This window comes from Arthrobacter sp. 01N444 (assembly GCF_056399305.1).
On the sequence record NZ_JBFTRB010000010.1, the window covers coordinates 102,332 to 122,811 of the forward strand.

The 20,480-nt window shown below is 68.7% G+C and carries 20 protein-coding genes; 8 read left to right on the plus strand and 12 right to left on the minus strand.

Annotation, left to right across the window (positions count from 1 at the left end; translation table 11 throughout):
• Positions 1 to 131 precede the first annotated feature (131 nt).
• Both AC1DKN_RS13150 and AC1DKN_RS13155 read left to right on the plus strand, forming a co-directional pair.
• Positions 132 to 377 (plus strand): hypothetical protein, encoded by a 246-nt coding sequence (locus tag AC1DKN_RS13150; RefSeq protein WP_230008878.1) that lies wholly within the window; start codon positions 132 to 134, stop codon positions 375 to 377.
• A 95-nt stretch (positions 378 to 472) separates the two neighbouring features.
• Complete coding sequence (locus tag AC1DKN_RS13155; protein ID WP_230008877.1) at positions 473 to 1,183, plus strand: response regulator transcription factor; 711 nt, start codon at positions 473 to 475, stop codon at positions 1,181 to 1,183.
• Here AC1DKN_RS13155 and AC1DKN_RS13160 read toward each other — a convergent pair.
• Complete coding sequence (locus AC1DKN_RS13160; protein ID WP_476871516.1) at positions 1,131 to 2,603, minus strand: sensor histidine kinase; 1,473 nt, start codon at positions 2,601 to 2,603, stop codon at positions 1,131 to 1,133. The genes AC1DKN_RS13155 and AC1DKN_RS13160 overlap by 53 nt on opposite strands.
• A 346-nt stretch (positions 2,604 to 2,949) precedes the next feature.
• A complete protein-coding gene (locus tag AC1DKN_RS13165; protein ID WP_476871517.1) occupies positions 2,950 to 4,875 on the minus strand; it encodes an alpha-amylase family protein in 1,926 nt (641 codons plus the stop codon).
• Positions 4,876 to 5,041: 166 nt separating this feature from the next.
• On the opposite strand from AC1DKN_RS13165, the gene AC1DKN_RS13170 reads away from it, so the two are divergent.
• On the plus strand, positions 5,042 to 5,791 hold the full coding sequence (locus AC1DKN_RS13170; protein WP_459384844.1) for an ABC transporter permease: 750 nt from the start codon (positions 5,042 to 5,044) through the stop codon (positions 5,789 to 5,791).
• Between the two features lie 24 nt (positions 5,792 to 5,815).
• On the opposite strand, the gene AC1DKN_RS13175 is transcribed toward AC1DKN_RS13170, so the two are convergent.
• Positions 5,816 to 6,319, minus strand: coding sequence for an HtaA domain-containing protein (locus AC1DKN_RS13175; RefSeq protein ID WP_476871518.1), 504 nt, complete (start codon positions 6,317 to 6,319; stop codon positions 5,816 to 5,818).
• A 184-nt stretch (positions 6,320 to 6,503) separates the two neighbouring features.
• Between AC1DKN_RS13175 and AC1DKN_RS13180 the strand changes: the two genes are divergently transcribed.
• The 3 genes from AC1DKN_RS13180 (at position 6,504) to AC1DKN_RS13190 (ending at position 9,225) form a co-directional block, all read left to right on the plus strand.
• On the plus strand, positions 6,504 to 7,487 hold the full coding sequence (locus AC1DKN_RS13180) for a S1C family serine protease (protein ID WP_476871519.1): 984 nt from the start codon (positions 6,504 to 6,506) through the stop codon (positions 7,485 to 7,487).
• 354 nt (positions 7,488 to 7,841) lie between these two features.
• Positions 7,842 to 8,780 (plus strand): AfsR/SARP family transcriptional regulator, encoded by a 939-nt coding sequence (locus tag AC1DKN_RS13185; RefSeq protein ID WP_476849580.1) that lies wholly within the window; start codon positions 7,842 to 7,844, stop codon positions 8,778 to 8,780.
• A gap of 181 nt (positions 8,781 to 8,961) precedes the next feature.
• On the plus strand, positions 8,962 to 9,225 hold the full coding sequence (locus tag AC1DKN_RS13190) for a hypothetical protein (protein WP_476855967.1): 264 nt from the start codon (positions 8,962 to 8,964) through the stop codon (positions 9,223 to 9,225).
• Between the two features lie 107 nt (positions 9,226 to 9,332).
• On the opposite strand, the gene AC1DKN_RS13195 is transcribed toward AC1DKN_RS13190, so the two are convergent.
• Positions 9,333 to 9,953 (minus strand): L-threonylcarbamoyladenylate synthase, encoded by a 621-nt coding sequence (locus AC1DKN_RS13195; protein WP_079549522.1) that lies wholly within the window; start codon positions 9,951 to 9,953, stop codon positions 9,333 to 9,335.
• A 210-nt stretch (positions 9,954 to 10,163) separates the two neighbouring features.
• Between AC1DKN_RS13195 and AC1DKN_RS13200 the strand changes: the two genes are divergently transcribed.
• Together AC1DKN_RS13200 and AC1DKN_RS13205 are read left to right on the plus strand one after the other, a co-directional pair.
• On the plus strand, positions 10,164 to 11,033 hold the full coding sequence (locus tag AC1DKN_RS13200; protein ID WP_476871520.1) for an SDR family NAD(P)-dependent oxidoreductase: 870 nt from the start codon (positions 10,164 to 10,166) through the stop codon (positions 11,031 to 11,033).
• Complete coding sequence (locus AC1DKN_RS13205; RefSeq protein ID WP_476871521.1) at positions 11,030 to 11,575, plus strand: NAD(P)H-dependent oxidoreductase; 546 nt, start codon at positions 11,030 to 11,032, stop codon at positions 11,573 to 11,575. The genes AC1DKN_RS13200 and AC1DKN_RS13205 overlap by 4 nt, the downstream gene beginning before the upstream one ends.
• 186 nt (positions 11,576 to 11,761) lie before the next feature.
• Here the strand turns inward: AC1DKN_RS13205 and AC1DKN_RS13210 are convergent, their stop codons facing one another.
• The 8 genes from AC1DKN_RS13210 to AC1DKN_RS13245 are packed head-to-tail and all read right to left on the minus strand — an operon-like array spanning position 11,762 to position 20,479.
• Positions 11,762 to 12,889, minus strand: a complete 1,128-nt coding sequence (locus AC1DKN_RS13210) for an XdhC family protein (protein ID WP_476871522.1) — start codon at positions 12,887 to 12,889, stop codon at positions 11,762 to 11,764.
• A gap of 9 nt (positions 12,890 to 12,898) precedes the next feature.
• Positions 12,899 to 13,681, minus strand: a complete 783-nt coding sequence (locus tag AC1DKN_RS13215) for an SRPBCC family protein (RefSeq protein ID WP_476871523.1) — start codon at positions 13,679 to 13,681, stop codon at positions 12,899 to 12,901.
• The gene (locus tag AC1DKN_RS13220) at positions 13,671 to 14,978 is read right to left on the minus strand and encodes a vWA domain-containing protein (protein ID WP_476871524.1); all 1,308 of its coding nucleotides are present in this window, start codon (positions 14,976 to 14,978) and stop codon (positions 13,671 to 13,673) included. The genes AC1DKN_RS13215 and AC1DKN_RS13220 overlap by 11 nt, the downstream gene beginning before the upstream one ends.
• Positions 14,971 to 15,894, minus strand: coding sequence for an AAA family ATPase (locus AC1DKN_RS13225; RefSeq protein ID WP_476849588.1), 924 nt, complete (start codon positions 15,892 to 15,894; stop codon positions 14,971 to 14,973). Before AC1DKN_RS13225 ends, AC1DKN_RS13220 begins: the two co-directional genes overlap by 8 nt.
• Positions 15,891 to 16,541, minus strand: a complete 651-nt coding sequence (locus AC1DKN_RS13230; RefSeq protein WP_476871525.1) for a nucleotidyltransferase family protein — start codon at positions 16,539 to 16,541, stop codon at positions 15,891 to 15,893. Before AC1DKN_RS13230 ends, AC1DKN_RS13225 begins: the two co-directional genes overlap by 4 nt.
• Positions 16,525 to 17,508, minus strand: a complete 984-nt coding sequence (locus tag AC1DKN_RS13235; RefSeq protein WP_476849590.1) for an XdhC family protein — start codon at positions 17,506 to 17,508, stop codon at positions 16,525 to 16,527. The genes AC1DKN_RS13230 and AC1DKN_RS13235 overlap by 17 nt, the downstream gene beginning before the upstream one ends.
• Complete coding sequence (locus tag AC1DKN_RS13240) at positions 17,508 to 19,901, minus strand: aerobic carbon-monoxide dehydrogenase large subunit (RefSeq protein ID WP_476871526.1); 2,394 nt, start codon at positions 19,899 to 19,901, stop codon at positions 17,508 to 17,510. The genes AC1DKN_RS13235 and AC1DKN_RS13240 overlap by 1 nt, the downstream gene beginning before the upstream one ends.
• Positions 19,898 to 20,479: a (2Fe-2S)-binding protein gene (locus tag AC1DKN_RS13245; RefSeq protein ID WP_476871527.1), complete on the minus strand. Its 582-nt coding sequence runs from the start codon at positions 20,477 to 20,479 to the stop codon at positions 19,898 to 19,900. Before AC1DKN_RS13245 ends, AC1DKN_RS13240 begins: the two co-directional genes overlap by 4 nt.
• Position 20,480 lies beyond the last annotated feature (1 nt).

Below are 20,480 nucleotides of genomic sequence, written 5' to 3' on the forward strand. Positions count from 1 at the left end.
GCCGGCCTTCCTGCTTTGTTCGCCACTGGTCACCGGGGCGTCACGCGCCGTTAATTTGGGTGCCCTAGCCTGATTCTTTAGGCACCATCCACCTTGGGCACCATCCGCACCATCCGTCGGGAGGATTCACCATGGCCGATATTGCTGCAGTGCTGGGACGGCTCACGCAGGACGAACTCAATGAACTGCGGTCCCTGGGCCCCAGCGGGCACCTGACCCGGCGCCTGACCGACGCCATCGACCGCGCAGCCGGCGGCCCCGGAGCCGGGCGCGGCTACTACGTCCCCAACGGGAGCGTCAGTTCCACCGGCGGACCGCACGTGGTCCTGCGCAGCGACGTTTCGGGGTGGCTGTTCGGTCCTCCCCAACAGGCCTGACCGAACAGCGACGGGCATCCCTCCCACTGGACCCGCCAGGTTCCTTCCAGCACGGCCCCGGAAGGGCCATACTGGCCCAAAGAGAGGGGGCTGGATTGCGGATCCTGATGGTGGAGGATGAGCATGCCCTGGCGGAAACAGTCCGCCGCGGGCTGAAGAACGAGGGGTTCGTCGTCGACGTCGCCCACGACGGCGTGCGGGGACTCGCGGCGGCGCTGGAGAACGCGTACGATGCCATCCTGCTGGACCTCATGCTGCCGCGGATGAACGGCTACGACGTCTTGAAGGAATTGCGGCAACGCAAGGTGTGGACTCCGGTGCTGATGCTCACGGCCAAGGACGGCGAATACGACCAGACCGATGCCTTCGACCTGGGCGCTGATGACTACCTCACCAAGCCGTTCAGCTTCCTGGTGCTGGTGGCCCGGATCAGGGCGTTGATCCGGCGCGGAGCGCCCGCCAGGCCTGTCATCATGACACTTGGCACGCTGTCCCTGGACCCCGTCAGCCACAGTGTGCGCCGCGGCGACACCCTCATCAGCCTCACGGCCAGGGAGTACGGGCTCCTGCATTATCTGATGCGCCGGCATGACCAGATCGTTTCAAAGGCGGAAATCCTGCAAAACGTCTGGGATCCGGCTTTCGAGGGCGCGAACAATGTGGTGGAGGTGTACATCGGCTACCTTCGGCGCAAGATTGATGTCCCGTTCGGGATCCACAGCCTGACCACGGTGCGCGGCATGGGCTATCTGCTCAGCGCCGACCCGACCCCTGAACCCCGTGCCGCCGGGAGTTCCGAGGAGTGACGTCGGCCGGCTCCACAGGTTCCGGAAGGGGAAATGTGATCTCAAAGCGGCAGTGACCCGCCGGTCCGTCCGTCGGACGGATGCTCCCATGGTGGGCGGCCACAATTCCAGCCGCGATGGCCAGGCCCAGTCCGCTGCCGCCGCCTTCCCGGGAACGGCTGCCATCGAGCCGGACAAACCGTTCGAAGATCCGTTCCCGGTCCGCCTCCGGGATGGGGTCGCCGTCGTTGTCGACAGTGAGGATGACCCGGTCCCCGGCCGTGTGCAGGTCCACGGCGATCCGGGACAGGGCGTGGCGGTCCGCGTTGTCCAGGACATTCCGCAGGACCTGCGCCAGCCGCCGGGCGTCGCCGCGGATCCGGGTCGGAACGAGCTTCACCGAGATCTGGTGCCGGCTGGTGGACCGCAGCCGGCGGATCTCCTGGTCCAGCACGTCGTCAAGATCGACGTCCTTCTGCTCCACGCGCAGGCCGCCGTCGTTGGCCTTGGCCAGTGTCAGCAGGTCCTCCACGAGGAAGCTCATGCGGGCCGTCTCCTCGGAGAGGACATCCTTCATCTGAAGCCACATCGCCCCGGTCGGGTCCGCCGCCGCGATCTCGATCCCGGCCCTCAGCGTGGCCAGCGGGCTGCGCAGCTCGTGGCTGGCGTCCGAGACGAATCTGCGCTGTTCGGTGTCCGAGGCCTGCAGCCGGTCCAGCATGGTGTTCATGGTCAGCGCCAGGGCGTGGATTTCGTCGTTGGTGGGCGGGACGTCGACGCGCCCGTCCAGCCGCTCGGCCTTGATCCGGGCCACCTGGCCACGGATCCGCTCAACCTGGCGGAGGGAACGCCCCACCAGGAGCCATACGGCCACGGCCACGGTCCCGAGCAGCAGCGGCGTGGCTCCCAGCATGAACCACGCAACGGTGGAAATGGTGTCCGCCTGTATCTGTGAGGCCTGGGCCACCACCACGGTATAGCTCAACGTGCCGGTCCGTGCTCCCACGGTGACGATGTGGTAGTCGTCGGTGTCCCCGATGCTCGGAAGGCTCGAGACGTCCTGGGCCATGGTCTGGCCCGGGCTGGGCCGCTGGGCTGACAGCGGGGCGTTGGCGACCTCGGGGTCCGAGCTGGCCAGGACGTACCCTTCGGCATCCAGCACCTGGACGAACTGGCCCGCATGCGCGGTGTCAATGATGTAGGCGCGGGCATCCTCGATGTCCATGTCCTCCATCTCGGCAACCACGTCCAGGGCCTTCTGCTGGGCTGCGGCGTCACTCGACCGCGCCAGGGACGCCTGCAGCAGGACCAGAAGGACGACGCCGCCGAGCAGCAGCGCCACGGCTACGACGCCGACGGCGACCGCCGTCGAGCGCTTCCGCACGCCCCATCGAATCTCGCCCGTGCCGGGGCCGGAGGGGGCCCGTTTGCCCAGTGCCATGCTCCAAGAATGCGTCAATGCGCGGTTCGGGACAACCACCGCGGCCGCATTGCCGGCGCCGCCCGCCCCGGCCGGCACCCCCGGCGGTGGCCGGAGCGCTCCTGCATGCGCGCACGTCCCCAGGGAGAGGCTGCTCTCAGTCTCTTCTCAGCGGGATGGGGGAGAGTGGAAATAGGCCGCATAAGACCGGCCGCCGGCCGCCACGGGGCCGTTCGTCCACAGATTCCGGCCGCACGCTCTCCTCAACCAGTGTGCGGCCGGACACGGCACCCGGGCGAAGCGGCGCAGCAGGCGCCGACAACAGCCGCTACCGGTATTCCATGCCGATAAGCCGCGGGCCAGCGCCTCAGGGCCGGGGCGTCACCCGGAGCCAGACGAACTGCCGGCCGTCCAGGACCAGTCCCGCGTCGAGGCACACGTGGGCGCCGGTCAGGACGTCGACGGCGCCGGCCGCGAAGCCGGAGAGCGTCAACGCCGTTACCTCCTCGGGGCCGTCGCTGAAGTTGGCCAGGGCGAGGATCAGCGTTCCATTTCCGGGACGCTGGTACCCCAGGACACCCGGGTTGTTCGTGGCGAACCCGACCAGCCGGGTCCCGGCCAGTTCCGGCGTCGCGGACCGTACGGACACCATCCGGCGCAGCCCGGCAAAGACCGCCCCGGCGGGGGTTTCCGGCTCCGCGCGCCGCGCGTACCCTGCGGCCGGGTAGTGCGGCCGGTGCACCCAGCGGCTGTCCGTTCCGTGGCCTTCCTCGGCGGCGTACCCGTAGTCGTTGAACTGGCCGACCTCGTCACCGAGATACAGCAGCGGGATGCCCCCGGTGCTGAAGGCCACCGAGTGGGCCAGCAGGATCCGGTCCACCGCCGCAGCGGTTCCGCCCTCGAGCCCGCAGAGCGACGCCGTTGTGCCGGAAATCCGGCAGTCGCCGGTGCGGGGGTTGTCCTGAAAAGGCACGCCGCGGGCGAAGCTGCCAGGGAAACGGTTGACGAAGAAGGAATTGAGGAACCGCCGGTGCTCGAAGGCATTGATGCCAAGCTCGGCGGCGTCCTCATCCGCAAACGTCCAGCCGATGTCGTCATGGCTGCGGACATAGTTCACCCACGCCGTGCCGTCCGGAATATTGTGGCGCCGCTCCAGGGCCTGGGTGAGCAGGGACACGTCGCGGGTGGCCAGCGCCTCCCAGGTCAGCGCCATCTGCAGGGGGTTGTAGGAGAGCTGGCACTCGGCGGGGTCAATGTAGCGGGCCACCTCGTCGGGGTGGACGATCGCCTCGGACTTGAACAGCAGCGACGGCGCCGCCAGCCGGCACACGGCGTTGAACGCCTGCAGCAGCGTGTGGGCTTCGGGAAGGTTCTCACAGGGCGTGCCGAGCTGCTTCCAAATGAAGGCGACGGCGTCCATCCGGAGAATGTCCACGCCCTGGTTGGCCAGGAACAGCATCTCGCCCGCCATGGCCCGGAACACGTCCGGGTTGGAGTAGTTCAGGTCCCACTGGAAGGTGTGGAACGTGGTCCAGACCCACCGTCCGTCCGGCAAATCCACAAATGAGCCGGGATGGTCGTCCGGGAAGATTTCGCGCACGGTTTGCTCGAACGCGTCCGGCATGGACCTGTCCGGGAAGATCCAGTAGTAGTCGCTGTAGGCCGGCTCGCCCGCGGCCGCCTTCCGGGCCCATTCGTGCTCGTCGGAGGTGTGGTTGAAGATGAAGTCGACCACGAGGCTGATGCCGTTCGCCCGCAGCTCGGCGGCGAGGTCACGCAGCTGCTCCATGGTGCCCAGCCCGGGATTGACGTCCCGGTAACTGGAAACGGCGTAGCCGCCGTCGGAGTGCGGTTCGGGGGCCAGGAACAGCGGCATCAGGTGCAGGTAGGTCAGGCCCAGTTCCTTGAAATAGGGGATCCGGGCGCGGACGCCTTCGAGGTCCCTGGCGTATCTGTCGACGTAGCAAACGCCGCCGAGCATGGTGTTGGACTGGAACCAGCCGCTGTTGTGTTCCCGTTCGGCGTCGAGGCCCTTGAGCGCGGCAGGCCTCTCGGCCCACGAGCGGGCAGACTGCATCACAAGGTCGGTGAGCTGCTCCAGCCAATCCGGCCGTGCGCCGTAGAGATCGTGGAACAGCCGGAACAAGGCCGGGAAATGACGGTCGAAGCGCTCTTCGAAGACGGCCCGGTCCGCGCCGTCCCACCCGACGCCCGTGCCCGCCGCCAAGGCCCGGAGCACATGCCGGCGGGCCTCGCTGTCGACGCCGTCGGCTACGAGGGCGGGTTCAACCATGGAGCATCTCCTTTGACCAGTTTCAGTCCCCGACGGCGCGACGACCGTTCACATCCTTGCAGACGGACGCGCGGGTGCCCAGCACGGCAGCCGTGTCCGGCGAGGGAAGGCAGCCGACAGCCGATGCCGCCCATGGTGCTGCCGGGAAGGTCTATAGGCTGGCGTGATGACCGCCCTGACTGATCTCCTGCCCACGCTGCTGGGCGTCGGGCTCCTGATGCTGGTCACCGTGGGGTTGCTTGCGGTTTTCCGGATCCCGCACCGAACGGCGCCGGCGCTGGCCATCCTGCGCGGGGCTGTCCAACTGGCTGTCATCAGCCTCATACTGGGCACTGTCATCACCAGTCCGGTCTGGGTCGGCGCCGCACTTCTCGTGATGTTTTCGGTGGCCGCAGTGACGGCCGCGCGTCGCCTGGGGTGGAGTTGGGGCCGCCTGGCGGTAGTGGGCGGCTCGATGGCGGCCGGCATCCTGGTGACCCTGGCGATCGTTTTCGGCACGGGCGCGATAGCCCTGACGCCCCGCTACGCGCTGGCAATTGGGGGGATTGTGATCGGCAATGCTATGACCATCGCCACCCTGGCCGGCCGGCACTTTGCCGAGTCGGTGAATGAACGTTGGGATGAGGTTGAAGCGTGGCTGGCTTTGGGGGCGACCCGGCGTCAGTCGACGTTGGAGCTGGCCCGGCGCGCCGTCTATTCAGCCCTCATCCCTTCGACCGACCAGACTAAGACGACGGGACTCGTCACCCTGCCCGGGGCGTTTGTGGGTGCGATCTTCGGCGGCCTTTCACCCTTGGAAGCGGGCCGCTTCCAGATCGTCGTCCTCGCCTCGATCATGGCGGCAGGTTCCATGACCGCCGTGGCCCTGATCGGGATCATCGCGCCGGTGAGGGTGCGTCCGGTGCGTCCACGCTAGCGTCCGCGCCGTGGCCCGTCCTGACTACGCCGGCACCCGGATGACGAGGGGGTCCATCGCCTGGCCGTCGGCGTACTGGCCGTCGAACAGTTCCGAACCGGCCTGGGAGATGGCGACCTCGACGCGCTCCCAGACGAGAAACCCTTCCATGTTGCGGGGCGCGGCAGTGCGCAGGGTGCCGACATCCGAGCGGTCGGTCCCGCCGCCGTCGCCCGTGCTGATGGACAGGACCCCGTGCCCGGCCGCGAACTCGACCCATGGATCCAGCAGCCGGACGAACATCATTCCGTGGTGCCCGGCGACGCGGACATCGCCGCGGAACCGCAGCACCCCGGTGCCACTGGCGGGATCGTACTCGGAACCGGCGGGAGCGAAACAGAACTCTCCGGACGCAGTGACCGTGGCGCCGTCGGCCGCGGAAACAGCACCGTCCGGGAGTCCCGAAATGTAATCCATAAAGCTGCGCTTGATGCCCCAGGTCAGACCCGGCAGGGGCAGCGGGGCGGGGGAGGCGGACGTTGGTGTCACGTAGGTTCTCCTGGGCTGTCGGGCGGATCTACGTCCGAGCCTAGCCGCGGATCCGCGCCGGGCTGAACTGTTGCACCGCCGCCGCTTCATCCTGCGTATTTCTCTGACGGCGTATGCCCGCCAGGACTACTCCCGGGACGGCGGTGGTTGACTTGGATGAGTACCGTTCAGCAGGAGGTGCACCGTGGCCGCGTCAATCAGCAGGGTATCCGGATCCGATGTGTCCGAAGACCCGCTGGATTCCTATTCCGCAACGGTCATCCGCGTGGCCGAGGCTGTCACCCAGCACGTCGCCGCGCTCGAGATGACCGGCAACGGGCGCAACGGCAGGTTGAGGGTCGGTGCGGGGTCGGCCGTGCTGTTCACCACGGACGGATATCTGCTGACGAACGCCCACGTAGTGGGAGGCGCCCAGTCCGGCCACGCAGTCTTCGCCGACGGCACCAGCACGGCTGTTGACGTGGTGGGCGCCGACCCGCTCTCCGATCTTGCCGTGGTCCACGGCAGGGCACCCACCGCTGCACCGGCTGAACTCGGCGATGCCGAGTCCCTTCGGGTCGGCCAGCTGGTCATTGCCGTGGGCAATCCGCTCGGGCTTGCCGGCTCCGTCACCGCCGGGGTGGTCAGCGGGCTGGGCCGTTCGATCCCGGTCTGGTCCGGGCGGAGCCGGCGCGTGATCGAGGACGTCATCCAGACCGACGCGGCCCTCAACCCCGGCAGCTCCGGCGGGGCGCTGGCAGACGCCCGCGGGCGGATCGTCGGCATCAATACGGCCGTGGCCGGTGTTGGGCTCGGCCTGGCCGTTCCCATCAACGCGACGTCCCGGCGGATCATCGCTTCGCTGCTCAAGGACGGCCGCGTCCGCCGGGCCTACCTGGGCCTGGTCAACACACCCATCCAGTTGCAGCCGAGCGCCGTCGTCCGGACGGGCCGCAGGGAGGGCCTGCTCGTGGTCGAAGTCCTTCCGGATTCCCCCGCCGAGCGGGCCGGGCTACGGGCCGGCGACATCCTCCTGAAGGTTGGACACATGTATGTGTCCAACGCCGAGAGCCTGCAGAAACTGCTGTTCGCCGAAGCGATCGGGGAGCCGCTGGACCTTGCCGTGCTCCGGGACGGCGCGGACCTGCGACTGGTGGCTGTGCCCGCCGAGATGACCGATAACCAGTAGGGAACCCGGTCCGGACCCGCGGTTCAACGTGCTGGAATTTGGCCGCCGGGGGCCAATTCCTTGCCCGCCTAAACTACTTGGGTCCGCATGGCGGCGGCCCGCGGAATTACTTGGTTGGCGCCGCAATCACCTGCCCTCCGCTCCGCCCGCTTACTCAGCGGTACTGACCCCTGTACGCGTCTTTCTTTGGGCGAAAGATCGGGTAGCGGCATGCCTTGTTGCGCCCCGCCGGGCGTGTCACGGTGTCATTGGAAAGCCGGAGGGAACAGAGCCTCAGTACGGCCTGGTTTCAATGTTGATCCGGCTCTCCATAGACGATTGAGTTCGTTTTACCTGGGGAAATCGGAGAACATCGTGGATAGCCCAAAGGAAACAGCACCTTCCATTTCGGTCCGCCTCTTCGGATCATTCGAAGTGCGCCGGGACGGCGTGGCGCTCACCGCCGCCGACATGGGCGGATGCAAGCCCCGGCACATACTGGAAATCCTTCTCCTGAACCTTGGCACGCCCGTGTCCAAGACCCGCCTGATCGATCTTCTCTGGGGAGCAGGAGCCAGTGACGGCTCCGTAGCGACCCTCGAGAGCTATATCAGCGGTATCCGCCGTGCCATCCAGCCGGGGCAGACTAAGACCGGCCCGCTCCGCACGGCCAACAGTGGCTACGTGCTGGACCCTACGCTCGTGGACCTCGATCTGTTCCGGTTCCGTGACCTGGTCCGCGACGCGGGTGAGCTGCCTCCGGCGGAGGCCTACCCCCTGATGCTCGAGGCCCTGGAGATTTCCGCGGAGCCGCTGCTCGGGTTCGAACTTGCCTCCGATTGGGCCGAAGAGGCGCGCGCACGTCATACAGCCGAAAAGGTGGCGCTGCAGATCCTCGCGGCAGAAACGGCGGCTCTGCTGGACAAACCAGACGATGCCGTCAACCTGGTCCAGGCTGCCATTCGCGCGGAGCCCCTGAACGAGCGGGCCTGGACGGTGCTGGTGACGGCCTATGAACAGGCAGGCCTGCCGGCGGAGGGCCTCTCGGCCTATGACCGCTGCCGGCGGCTCTTCGACCGCGACCTTGGCTGCAGCCCCGGTCCGGCCCTCCAGGAAGCTCATCTGCGGCTCCTGCGGCAGCGTGCGGAAAGCAACTCCGAACTCTCCGAGGTACTGGCGGCGCTGCTCTATCTGGGCGAGCGATTGAACGGGCCCAAGAGCCGGCAGCTGCCGGCGGCCGAGTCCCGGCGCATGCATGAGAACGCCGGGCGGGTGCTTGATTCCTTCCTCCAGCGCGTCCGGGCCGCCGTCTGACCCCCGCGGGGCCGCCACCGGTGGACCGGCGGCGCCCAATTGATGACCGGGATGGCCGCCAACCGGACGCGGGCGTTAGCTTCGTCACGTGGCCGGGATTCTCGGGGAATTCCGCCGCGCCGGGCCCCATACTGGGAATATCCCCGGCGGGCAGTCCCACCGCCAGGTGTGAGGAGGGCCCATGGAAACCTTGAAGAAAGTCGTCACGAACGAGTACTTCCCCGCAGCCGCTGTGCTGTCCGGAGTCATCCTGTTCTGGGTCCTGGGCCTCTTCGGCGGACTGTCCCTCCTGAGCACCCGCCAAAGCCCGGTGACCACCCTGACGTGGATGATGTTCGTCTACGCCGCAGCGGTGCTCTCGCCCCTGGCCGGGCTTGTCGCCGCCATCGACCTCGTGCGCCGGTGGCTGCGGAACCGGCAGGCGGCCACGGCGGAATCCGCCTAGTCCGCCCCGCCTGGTCCGCCCCGCCTGGTCCGCCCCGCCTGGTCCGCCCCGGCGCCCGGCCGGCGCCATGCCGTTGCCGGCGTCGTCTGTTAACCGAAGCGCGACTGTTACTCGAAGCGCGACGGATCACCCATGCCGCGCCGGACGATTTCCGCGACGCCGCTGGAGTAGTCGATCACCGTGGTTGGCTCGGCACCACAGTCGCCGGAGTCGATCACGGCGTCCACCACGTGGTCCAGGCGTTCCTTGATCTCCCACCCCTGAGTGAGTGGCTCTTCCTCATCGGGAAGCAGCAAAGTGCTCGACAGCAGCGGCTCGCCGAGCTCAGCGAGCAGCGCCTGCACGACGTGGTTGTCCGGGATGCGCACGCCAACGGTCTTTTTCTTCGGGTGCAGCAGACGTTTCGGGACCTCCCTGGTCGCCGGCAGGATGAAGGTATAGCTGCCGGGCGTGACGGCCTTGATGCTGCGGAACACATCGTTGTCGATCTGGACGAACTGGCCCAACTGGGCGAAGTCCTTGCAGACGAGGGTGAAATGATGCTTGCCGTCCAACTGCCGGATGGTCCGGATCCGGTCCAGGGCCTCCCGGTTGCCCAGCTGAGCGCCCAGCGCATAGCAGGAATCCGTGGGGTAAGCGATCAGGCCGCCTGAGCGCACGATGTCCACCGCCTGGAGGATCGAACGGTGCTGGGGGTTCTCGGGGTGCACATCGAAGTATCTCGCCATGCCAAGAGCATACGCCCGGCGGCCGCCCGGACGGCCACTGCGGAGCCCGTCAGCCGACCCGAACGCCCCGCGGTGGAGCAGGGCCGGCCGCTGCTTGTGCACAGACAGTTCTGTCTGATACCTTCGTTCCCGATGTAGACAAACCTGTCTACACCCCACTCATGCAGCTTTGCGGCAACGAACACCGAGAGCGAGAACCGAATGCTGTCAATGGCAGGAAAGACAGTTCTGATCACCGGAGGCACCGGCGGGATCGGCAAGGCCACGGCTCTGGGTCTGGCCGCCCTGGGTGCGCGGGTTGCCATCACCGGCCGCAACGCTGACAGGGCATCTCGGGCAGCTGAGGAGATCCGCGCTGTGGCGTCGGCCCCCGTCGAGGTGTTCACCGCCGATCTCTCCTCCCAGCGGGAAGTCCGCAGGCTGGCCGAGGAGGTGCTGAATACCTTGGACCGCCTCGATGTGCTGGTCAACAATGCGGGCGGATTCTGGAACACCCGCCGCGTCACCGTGGATGGACTTGAGTACACCTTCGCCCTTAACCACCTTGCTCCTTTCCTGCTCACCAACCTGCTCCTTGAACGGTTGAAGGAGAGCGGACCGGCGCGGATCGTAACGGTCTCGTCCGGCGCCCAGGCCATGGCCCGGATGGACTTCGCGGACCTGCTGGCCGAACGGTCCTACTCGGGGCAGCGGGCGTACAACCAGTCGAAACTGGCCAACGTCTTGTTCACTTACGGACTCGCCGCACGTCTCTCCGGCACCCGCGTCACCGCAAATGTGCTCCACCCCGGAGTCGTGGCGACGGCGTTCGGAGCCGAAGATCCGGGCCGGCTGCAAGAGTTCCTGACACCGCTGGTTCAGCGGTGGATGAAAACCCCCGAGCAGGGCGCCCGGACCTCCATCTACCTTGCCTCGGCGCCGGAGCTCGAAAACGTCACCGGCCAGTACTTTGCCAGCAGCACTCCCAAGAAATCATCAAAACGCAGCTACAGCCAGTCCGATATTGACCGCCTCTGGCAGGTCAGCTCGGCTCTGGTCGGCCTCGAATCCGACTCTGAAAGAAGCACGAACCTTCCATGACCCCACAGCGCACACTCGTCCTTGTTGCCCACCCTGACCTGGAAAGCTCGCGGATCACCGCGCACCTCACCTCAGCCATCATGGACCTGGAGCACGTGACGGTGCATGACCTCTCCGCCGCCCACCCGGACCGGCGGTTCGACACCGCCCGGGAACAGGAGTTGCTGCGCGGGCACGACACCATCGTCTGGCAGTTCCCGTGGCACTGGTACTCCGTCCCGGGGGTCCTGAAGGAGTGGATGGACCAGGTGCTCACATACGGCTTCGCGTACGGCGCCGGAGGCGACGCCCTCCACGGAAAGCGGCTCCAGCTGGTGCTGTCGACCGGCGGCCCTGAATCCTCCTACGCGCCGGCAGGACACAACCGCTTCACGATGGAGGAGCTCCTGCGCCCCCTCGACGCGACTGCGCACTTGTGCGGCCTGGAGATGGCCCGGCCACTCATCCTGCATTCGGCACCCCGGGTGGACGCCGACGAACTCGGCCGGCACGCCGCCCGGTACCGCGAACTGCTGGCTCCCGCGGCGGTCGCCGCGCGGTAGCCGGAATCCGGTGCGTCGGATCCGAAGCAACTGGGGGAGCGGCGGTCAGGCGGCCTGGGCAGCGAACATGAAAGCAGACCCGCCGGCCCGGCTCCTCGTAGGCTTTGCCCGGCCGAGTAGCCCGTTGCCGCGAGCAGCAGCGCCGGCGTCCAGCGCAGGGCCTCGTCCGCCGTCATGGCCACACAGTCACAACTGCTCGTCGTGGTGGATCCGTTCGCCCAGCTGCCGCAACGGCTCCCCGCTGCCGCTCCACTGTTGGGCGATGAACTCTGCCGCGATGGACACCGCCGTTTCCTCCGGGGTGCGGGCGCCCAGATCCAGGCCGACAGGACTGTGAAGCCTGGACAACTCGGCCCCAGTCAGTCCCGTCTGCCGAAGCCGTGCCATCCTGTCCTCGTGCGTGCGCCGGGATCCCATGGCGCCGATAAAGGCCACGGGGCTGCCGCGCAGGGCCACCTCAAGGACGGGGATGTCGAACTTCGGGTCGTGGGTCAGGACGCAGAGCACAGCCCTGGAATCCAGCAGCCCTTGGGCAAACTGCTCGCTTAGGTACCGGTGTGGCCACGCGTTGACCACCTCGGCGGCGTCAGGGAATCGCGCGGGCGTCGCGAAGACGGACCGCGCATCGCAGACGGTCACCCGGTAGCCCAGGAACGCGCCCAGCCGCGCCAGCGCCGCGGCGAAGTCAATGGCGCCGAAGACGAGCATGCGCGGCGGCGGTGCATAGCTGGCAAAGAAGACGCGCATGCCGGTGTCCAGCCGCTCGCCGTCCACGCCGTAGTTCAGGATGCCCGTCCGGCCGGCGGCGAGAAGACCCTGGGTGTCGTCGCCGACGGCGCGGTTGGTCCGGTCCGAGCCCAGGTCACCCGCGCAACCGTCCGGCCTGACAACCAGGTGCCGCCCCACACGGCCGGCATCCGGGTGTTCGATGACCGTGGCGACGCCCACGCGGCGCCCGGCGGTGATGTCCTGGGCGACGGCGTCGAGTTCGGCAAAGTGTTGCCGGGAGACAGGTTCGACGAAGATGTCGATGATTCCACCGCAGGTCAGGCCCACGGCATAGGCGTCGTCGTCGCTGATCCCGTAGCGCACCAGGGCCGGCTCGCCGTCGTCCTTGACCTGGGTGGCGAGCTCGTAGACGGCGCCCTCGACGCAGCCGCCGGAGACGGAGCCCACGGCCTCGCCGCCGGCCGTCACCAGCATGGCGGCCCCGGGGAGCCGGGGCGCAGATCTGAATGTGCTCACAACGGTGGCCAGGCCTGCCGTGGCACCGCTTCGCCAGTCGGGCAACATGGCCGCGAGGACATCACGCATCGGCGCTCCTCAGAGCCTGCCGCACAGCCGGAGCAGCCGGAACGCCGAACGCCGGCCGGCCCAGTACGCGATGCACGCCACGACGGCGATAACGCCGAGGACCTTCACCGGGCTGGACAATTGCTCCGCCGCGATTCCCTTGGCGAGGCTCAGCGCATCCAGGCTGCCGTCCGGCGCGGCCGCCGCCGAGACAGGCACAGGGACCGGTTCCGGCGCCGCCGCCGCCGAGACAGGCACAGGGACCGGTTCCGGCGCGGCCGCCGCCGACGCGGGGACCGGAGCCGGGGTGGGTTCGGGGACCGCCGCAGGGGTCGGTCCCGCAGGGGCTTCCTGCGCAGGGGGTGCTGCCTCAGTGAGCATGGCCTGCAGATTCTTCGCGAAGAGCGACATCATCTGCTCCGTGACGCCGCCGATCACCCCCTTGCCCATGGCCGCTGCCTTGCCGGACAGCGCCAGGTCTGCGCTGACGGAACCCCGTGTGGCCGCTCCGTCCTCGGCCAGCACCAGGGTGACGGTGGCCTCGGCGGTGCCTTGTCCGCGGGTCTCCTGGGCCTTGCCGCCAAGGACCGCACGATGTTCCGGGGCGTTTCGTTCAATGACGTTCAGCAGGCCCTTGTATTGCATCGTGACCGGGCCGAGCTTTACCGTCATGCCCACTTGGTAGGCGTCGTCCGAGAGCTTGTTCAGGATCCTGGCCCCCGGAAGGCAACCCGCCACCCGTTCAAAGTCCATCAGCGTGTCCCACACCTGGCTTATTGGTGCGACCACCGAGAACGTGCTGTCAATGTGCATGGGCTGGTTCCTTGCCTCTCGCTCGTTCGTGCGTGTCCTGTGAAGGCGGCCCCTCACCGCGAATGGCGGCAGCCACCTGCGCCAAGGCCCGGTAGCTGTGGCCGCTGACGAAGGCGTCGCAGTAGGGCAGGGCCGCCGCCATGCCGCCCACGAGGGGCCGGTACTGCGGGGCTGCCTTGCGCGGATTCACCCAGATGATCCGGTGGGCGAGCCGGCGCAGGCGCGCCATCTGCGCCGCGACCTGTTCCGGATCCTCGTAGGCCCAGCCGTCCGAAAACACCACCACCACAGCGCCCCGCGCCAGTCCGCGGCGGCCGTGCTCGTCGACGAAGCGCCGGAGGCATTCGGCGATCCGGGTTCCGCCGGCCCAGTCCGGCGCGGAGACAGCGGCGCGGGCCAGGGCCCGGTCCGGATCACGCAGGGCCAGTTGCCGTGTCAGCCTGGTCAGCCTGGTGGAGAAGACAAAGGCTTCCGCCCCGGCCCGGGTCACGGCGCCCTGCAGGAAGGATACGAAGACCCGGGAGTAGGGTTCCATCGATCCCGAAACATCGCAGAGCAACACCAGTTTGCGGCGCTGCTCGCGCCGGCGGGCATAGAGCAGCAGCGGGGCGTCGGTCCCGGACCGGCGGGCAGCGCGCACTGTCGCCCGGACATCCAGGCTCGCCGTGCTGTGGGCCGACGTGCGCGTGCGGCGGCTCAGGCGCAGCGGCGTCGCGAGCTGCAGCGCCGCCGCCAGCCGCCGGACCGCCGCTACTTCATCGGCGGAAAGCTCGGCGAAGGATGTCACCTGCAGGTGTTCGTCTGCGGAAACCATGGCAAGGACGGCCTCCCGGTCAGTGCGGCCGTCCTCCGCGGAGCCGTCCCGGCCGGGGAAGGCCAGGCGCGGCCGCTGCGGCGTGCCGGGGGCCGGGCCCGGCGTCTGGCTCCCTGGCGCTGCGGGCCTGGTCCGGAGCGCCGGTGCGGGCGGCGCCGCTGCCGCGCCGGGCACGCTGCCCGGCTGGGCGGGGGCGGCGTTCCCGCGGAACACGGCCGCGAAGACGGCATCGAACACGGGCACTTCTTCGCGGGCGGACACGAGCACCACGCGGCAGGTCCAGTAGAGCTGCTCAAGCCGGGCCGGGGGGATCAGGTGGAGCGCCTCGGCGAGCCGCGCCGCCCGGTCCGGCGAGGTCGCCAGGCCGGCCCTCCGGATGGCCGAGACGAACGCGGCGGACAAGGCGGCCGCCTCGACCAATGGCGGCTGCGGCGGCTGATCGGTGGCACTGTTGTTCTGGGCGGGGCCGTGGTCTTCAGCCATCGGTGCCGTCCACGAGCCAGGCCGCGCCGCGGGAGCCGACGAGTTCGAGGTCATCGCGGTTCTTGACGATGGAGCCCCACGTCTGCTCGGTGGTGCCGGGGTCGATCCGCTCCACCCCCAGCACGGCCAGGGCCGAGACCCAGTCGATTGCCTCGGAGATCCCGGGCGGCTTGGCGAGGTCCAGGGTGCGCAGCCGGGTGATGACGGCAGCGGCCTGGAGGGCCAGCGGGCCGCTGCTGGCAGGAACCCGGCGGCGCACGATCTCGGCAATCCGGGCGGGTCCCGGGTAGTCGATCCAGTGGTACAGGCAGCGGCGGGTCAGGGCGTCGTGAAGGTCCCGGGTCCGGTTGGAGGTCAGGATCACGATGGGGGGATGGGTGGCGCGGATTGTGCCCAGCTCCGGGATGGTGACGGCGGATTCGGCCAGCAGTTCAAAGGTGAAGGCCTCGAATTCGGCGTCGGCGCGGTCGATCTCGTCCAGGAGCAGCACGGCAGGCCGCGGGCCGGGATGTTCCAGCGCCTGCAGGAGCGGGCGCCGCAGCAGGTACTGGGAGGCAAACAGGTCCGTTTCCGTGACCTCGGTGTCGCGGACTTCGGCCAGCCGGATGCCGAGCAGCTGGCGCTGGTGGTTCCACTCATAGAGGGCCTCACCGGCGTCGATTCCCTCGTAGCACTGCAGCCGGTACAGCGGGGTGTCGAGGAGCTCGGCCAGCGCCTTAGCGGCCTCCGTCTTTCCGACCCCCGCCTCGCCCTCGAGCAGGATGGGCTGCGGCAGGCGGACAGCCAGGAACAGGGCCGTCGCCAGTCCGACGTCGGCCAGGTAGTTGGCCCGGTCCAGCGCGGCCATCAGCGATCCGACATCCGGGACCCGGCGCCGCACGTCCTCCTCCGCGCCAGCCCGCGCCGCCGCCGTCATAGGGCCCCCAGCAGCCCGGCAAGGAGGCGCCGGTAGTCGTCTTCGGTGTCGACGTCCGGGGGGACGGGGCCGGCTGTGCGGACCTCGACGACGTCGTCCGCCCGCTGTGCCAGGAGCTTCCAGACGGCTTTGTCCCCGTGCAGGGCGGCCAGGTCCGGCAGCAGGCGCCGGGCAAACGCCATCGGGTGGCCCACGCCGTCGTCGTAGCGGCACACCGCGATGCCGGCAGTGTGCGCAGGAGTGGGCTGCAGGGCGCCAAGCACTGCGCGGACGCTCGCGGCCCGGACACCGGGCTGATCGCCGAGCAGCAGGACGACGGCGCTGGTGCCCGGATGGAGGGCGGCGAGCGCCGTGGCGATCGAGGACGCGCACCCTTCGCCGAAGTCCGGGTTGAGCACCACATCGCAGCCGCTGGTGTCCACAGTGCGCTCCACGTCGGCCGCTACGCCGCCCAGGGCCAGCACCGTCTGGCCGAAGCCACAGTCCCGGGCAGTCGCCAGGACGGCATCGAGCAGCACTCCGGCGCCGTAGGGCAGCAGCTGCTTCGGCCGGCCCAGTCGCCGGGAACCGCCCGCGGCCAGGATGATGCCGGCGGTCCGGGGCCCGGGGCTTTCTGCCGCCGGCAACGGGTCAGGTCGTAACGGCATAGCGTTCCGGATCTTTGCGGAAGGCGGCCCGGCAGCCGGGCGAGCAGAAGTAGACGGCGGCCCCTTCGTGAACCAGGTGCAGGGACGATTCGAGGGCCGGGACAGACATGCCGCACACCGGGTCGACCGCGCTCGCCGGCCCCGGTGGTGCCGGCTCGGATGGAACTGGCTCCGATGGTACTGGCTCCGTGCCGAAGCTCGTGGCGGCCGCGGCAGCGGACGCCAGGGGCGGGGCGGCGCGCCGCGCCCTGGACCGTTCACCGACCAGCTGGGCGAGGATGGACAGGGCGATCTCCCCGGGGGTCCGGGCGCCGAGTTGCAGCCCGGCCGGTGTGAAAACCCGCCGCCGCAGGGCGTCGTCGACGTCGAGGGATTCCAGGACGGCGGCGCCGCGGGTTCTACTGGCCACGAGGGCAACGTAGGGGACACCGGCCCGCAGGGCGGCTTCCAGGGCACGCTCTTCCGCTTTTCCGTGCGAGGCGACAATCAATGCCGCGTCGTCCCCGCGGGGATCTGCGGATTCGCCGTCCGTCAGTTCGACTTCGAGGCCGACGCCGGAGCCGAGCGTTTCCAGGGCCTGCGCCACCGGCGTCGTGCCCACCACCACGACACGGGGCGCCGGAATCCGCGGCTGGAGGAAGATCTCGATCGCCCCGCCGCTCAGGCACGGGTTGGTGACCTCGACGGCGCCTTCCTCCGCGGTGCGGGACGGTTCTCCGGGCAGCACCCGCAGCAGGAGGGGTTCCTGGGTGGCCAGGACCTGCCGGCTGTACTCGCGCACCGACTCCTCCACGCAGTTTCCGCCCACAAAGCCGTGGATCTCTCCGCCGGGCAGCACCAGGGCGGTGTCCCCGGCGTGGGCGCTCGTCGGATGCTGGGCGCGGACCACCGTGGCATGGACGAACGGCTCGCGGCGGCTGGCGAGTTCATCGGCCCTGGCGGCCAGGGATCCTGCGGTGGAGGCCATCAGATCGGCGGCCGGGCCCGGCCCTGCATGGCAGCCCAGACGCGGGCCGGGGTGCAGGGCATGTCCATATGTGTGACGCCGAACGGCGCCAGGGCATCGACAATAGCGTTGACGATCGCCGGCGGTGAGCCGACTGTGGCGGACTCGCCGATGCCCTTCGCCCCGATCGGGTGGTGCGGGGAGGGCGTGACAGTGAATCCGGTTTCCCAGTCCGGCACTTCCATGGCCGTGGGGATCAGGTAGTCCATGAAGGACCCGGCGAGGCAGTTGCCGTCCTCGTCGAACTCGATGATCTCCATCAGGGCCATGCCCACACCGTCCGTCAGCCCGCCATGCACCTGGCCTTCGATGATCATCGGGTTGATCCTGGTGCCGCAGTCATCCACCGCGATGAAGCGCCGCACTTTGACCTGCCCCGTGCCGGGATCGATGTCGACGACGCAGATGTAGGCGCCGAACGGGAAGGTCAGGTTCGGCGGGTCGTAGGTGACCTCGGCGTCGAGGTTTCCGTCCACGCCCTCAGGCAAGGCAACGGTGCCGTGGGCGCCCATGGCGATCTCGGCCATGGTCTTGCCGACGCTCGGATCGCCTTTGACGAACCAGCGGCCCTTTTCCCATTCGAGGTCCTCGGGGCGGGTCTCCAGCATCGCCCCGGCGATCAGTTTCGCCTTCTCGCGCACCTTCCGGGCTACAAGGGCCACGGCGCCGCCGCTGACCGGCGTCGAACGGCTGCCGTACGTGCCCAAGCCGAACGGCGTCTGGTCGGTGTCCCCGTGCACCACCTCGATGTCCTCCGGCGGGATGCCGAGTTCTTCCGCCACGATCTGGGCGAAGGTGGTCTCGTGGCCCTGGCCCTGGCTCTGCACCGAGATGCGCACCACGGCCTTGCCAGTGGGGTGGACGCGCAGTTCAGCGCCGTCGGCCATGCCGAGGCCCACAATGTCGAAGTGCTTCCTTGGCCCGGCTCCGACGACTTCCGTGAAGAAGGAAACCCCGATGCCCATGAGTTCCCCGCGTTCGCGTTTCTCGGCCTGCTCGCGGCGGAGGTCCTCGTATCCGGCGAGCTGCATCGAGAGGCGCATGGCGGCCTCGTAGTTGCCCGAGTCGTAGACCCAGCCGGTCTTGTTGGCATAGGGGAACTGCTCCGGCTTGATGAAGTTCTTCAGCCGCAGTTCCGCCGGGTCCATGTCCAGCTTGCGGGCAAGGATGTCGACCATCCGCTCCACGAGGTACACGGCCTCGGTAACCCGGAACGAGCACGCGTACGCGACCCCGCCGGGCGCCTTGTTGGTATAGACGCCGGTGACGGAGCAGTGGGCGGCCGCGAGGTCGTAGCTGCCGGTGAAGATGGAGAAGAATCCGGCCGGGTTCTTGGTGGGCTGGGCCGTGGCGTTGAACGCGCCGTGGTCGGCCAGCACGTGGGTGCGCAGGGCGAGGATCTTGCCGTCCCTGGTCGCCGCGATTTCGCCCTGCATGATGTAGTCCCGGGCGAACGAGGTCGACATCAGGTTCTCGGAGCGGTCCTCCACCCACTTGACCGGGCGGCCGGAGACGATCGAACCGACGACGGCGAGGATGTAGCCGGGATAGATCCCGACCTTGTTGCCGAAACCGCCGCCGATATCGGGGGAGACGATCCGGATCTTGTGCTCGGGGATGCCGGCGACGATCGCGAACAGGGTCCGGTGCGCGTGCGGTGCCTGGGTGGTCTCGTAGAGCGTCAGCTTGCCGTTGACGGCGTCGAAATCGGCGACGGCGCCGCACGTCTCCATCGGTGCGGGATGGACCCGCGGGTAGACGATCTCCTGGCTGACCACAACATCCGCGGAGGCGAACACCGCATCAGTTTCGGCCTTGTCGCCCATCTCCCAGTCGAAGATCCGGTTGTCCGTCCGGCCCTCGATCTCATCGCGGATCACCGGGGCGTCCGGGTCCAGTGCCTTGCGGGCGTCCACCAGCGGGGGAAGGACTTCGTATTCGACGTCGATCAGCTCCAGGGCGTCCCGTGCGGCGTAACGGTCCTCGGCCACGACAAACGCGACTTCCTGCCCCTGGAACCGGACTTTGTCGGTCACCAGCACGGCCTGGACATCCGCCGATAGTGTCGGCGCCCACGCGAGCTTGAGGCCCAGAAGGTCCTTGCCGGTGATGACTGCGACCACTTTCGGATGCGCGAGGGCGTTGGTGGTGTCGATGGACACGAGCCGGGCGTGCGCCACCGGAGCGCGCAGGATGGCGCCGTGCAGCATCCCCGGCAGCACGATGTCGTCCACGTAGTGCCCCTTGCCGCGCACGAAGCGCGGGTCTTCCTTCCGCTGGATGCGGCCGTAGCCGATCGGACGGTCCTCATCGCCTGCGGCCGGGTTTGACGGCCGGTCATGGATGACGGTCATGCCTTCACCTCCGTGTCTTCTGTTTCCGCCGTGACATCCGGGACGCGGGCATCCGGGACGGCGGTGTCCGTGTCGGCCAGGCCTTCCTCGGCTGCCGGCGCATCGTCCGCGCCGCCGCCGGCCGGGTGGGCGGCGGCCCACTGCACCGAGCGGACAATCGTGGCGTAGCCCGTGCACCGGCAGATCTGCCCGGAAATAGCCTGCCGGATCTCGGCGTCGTCCGGGTGCGGATTCTTATCCAGCAGCGCGCGGGCCGTGAGCATCATCCCCGGGGTGCAGAAGCCACACTGCAGCCCGTGCTCTTCCATGAAACCCTGCTGGACGGGGTCGAGGGTGCCGCCGCTGGCCAGCCCCTCGACGGTGCGGATGTCGTGCCCCGCGGCCATGGCGGCCAGGACGGTGCAGGACTTCACGGGCTGTCCGTCCATCAGGACCACGCACGTCCCGCAGTTGCTTGTGTCGCATCCCCAGTGCGTACCGGTGAGGCCCAGGACCTCGCGGATGTAGTGGACCAGGAGCACCCGGGGCTCAATCTCGCTCGTGACGTCGGTGCCGTTCACGGTCATGCTGATCTGCATC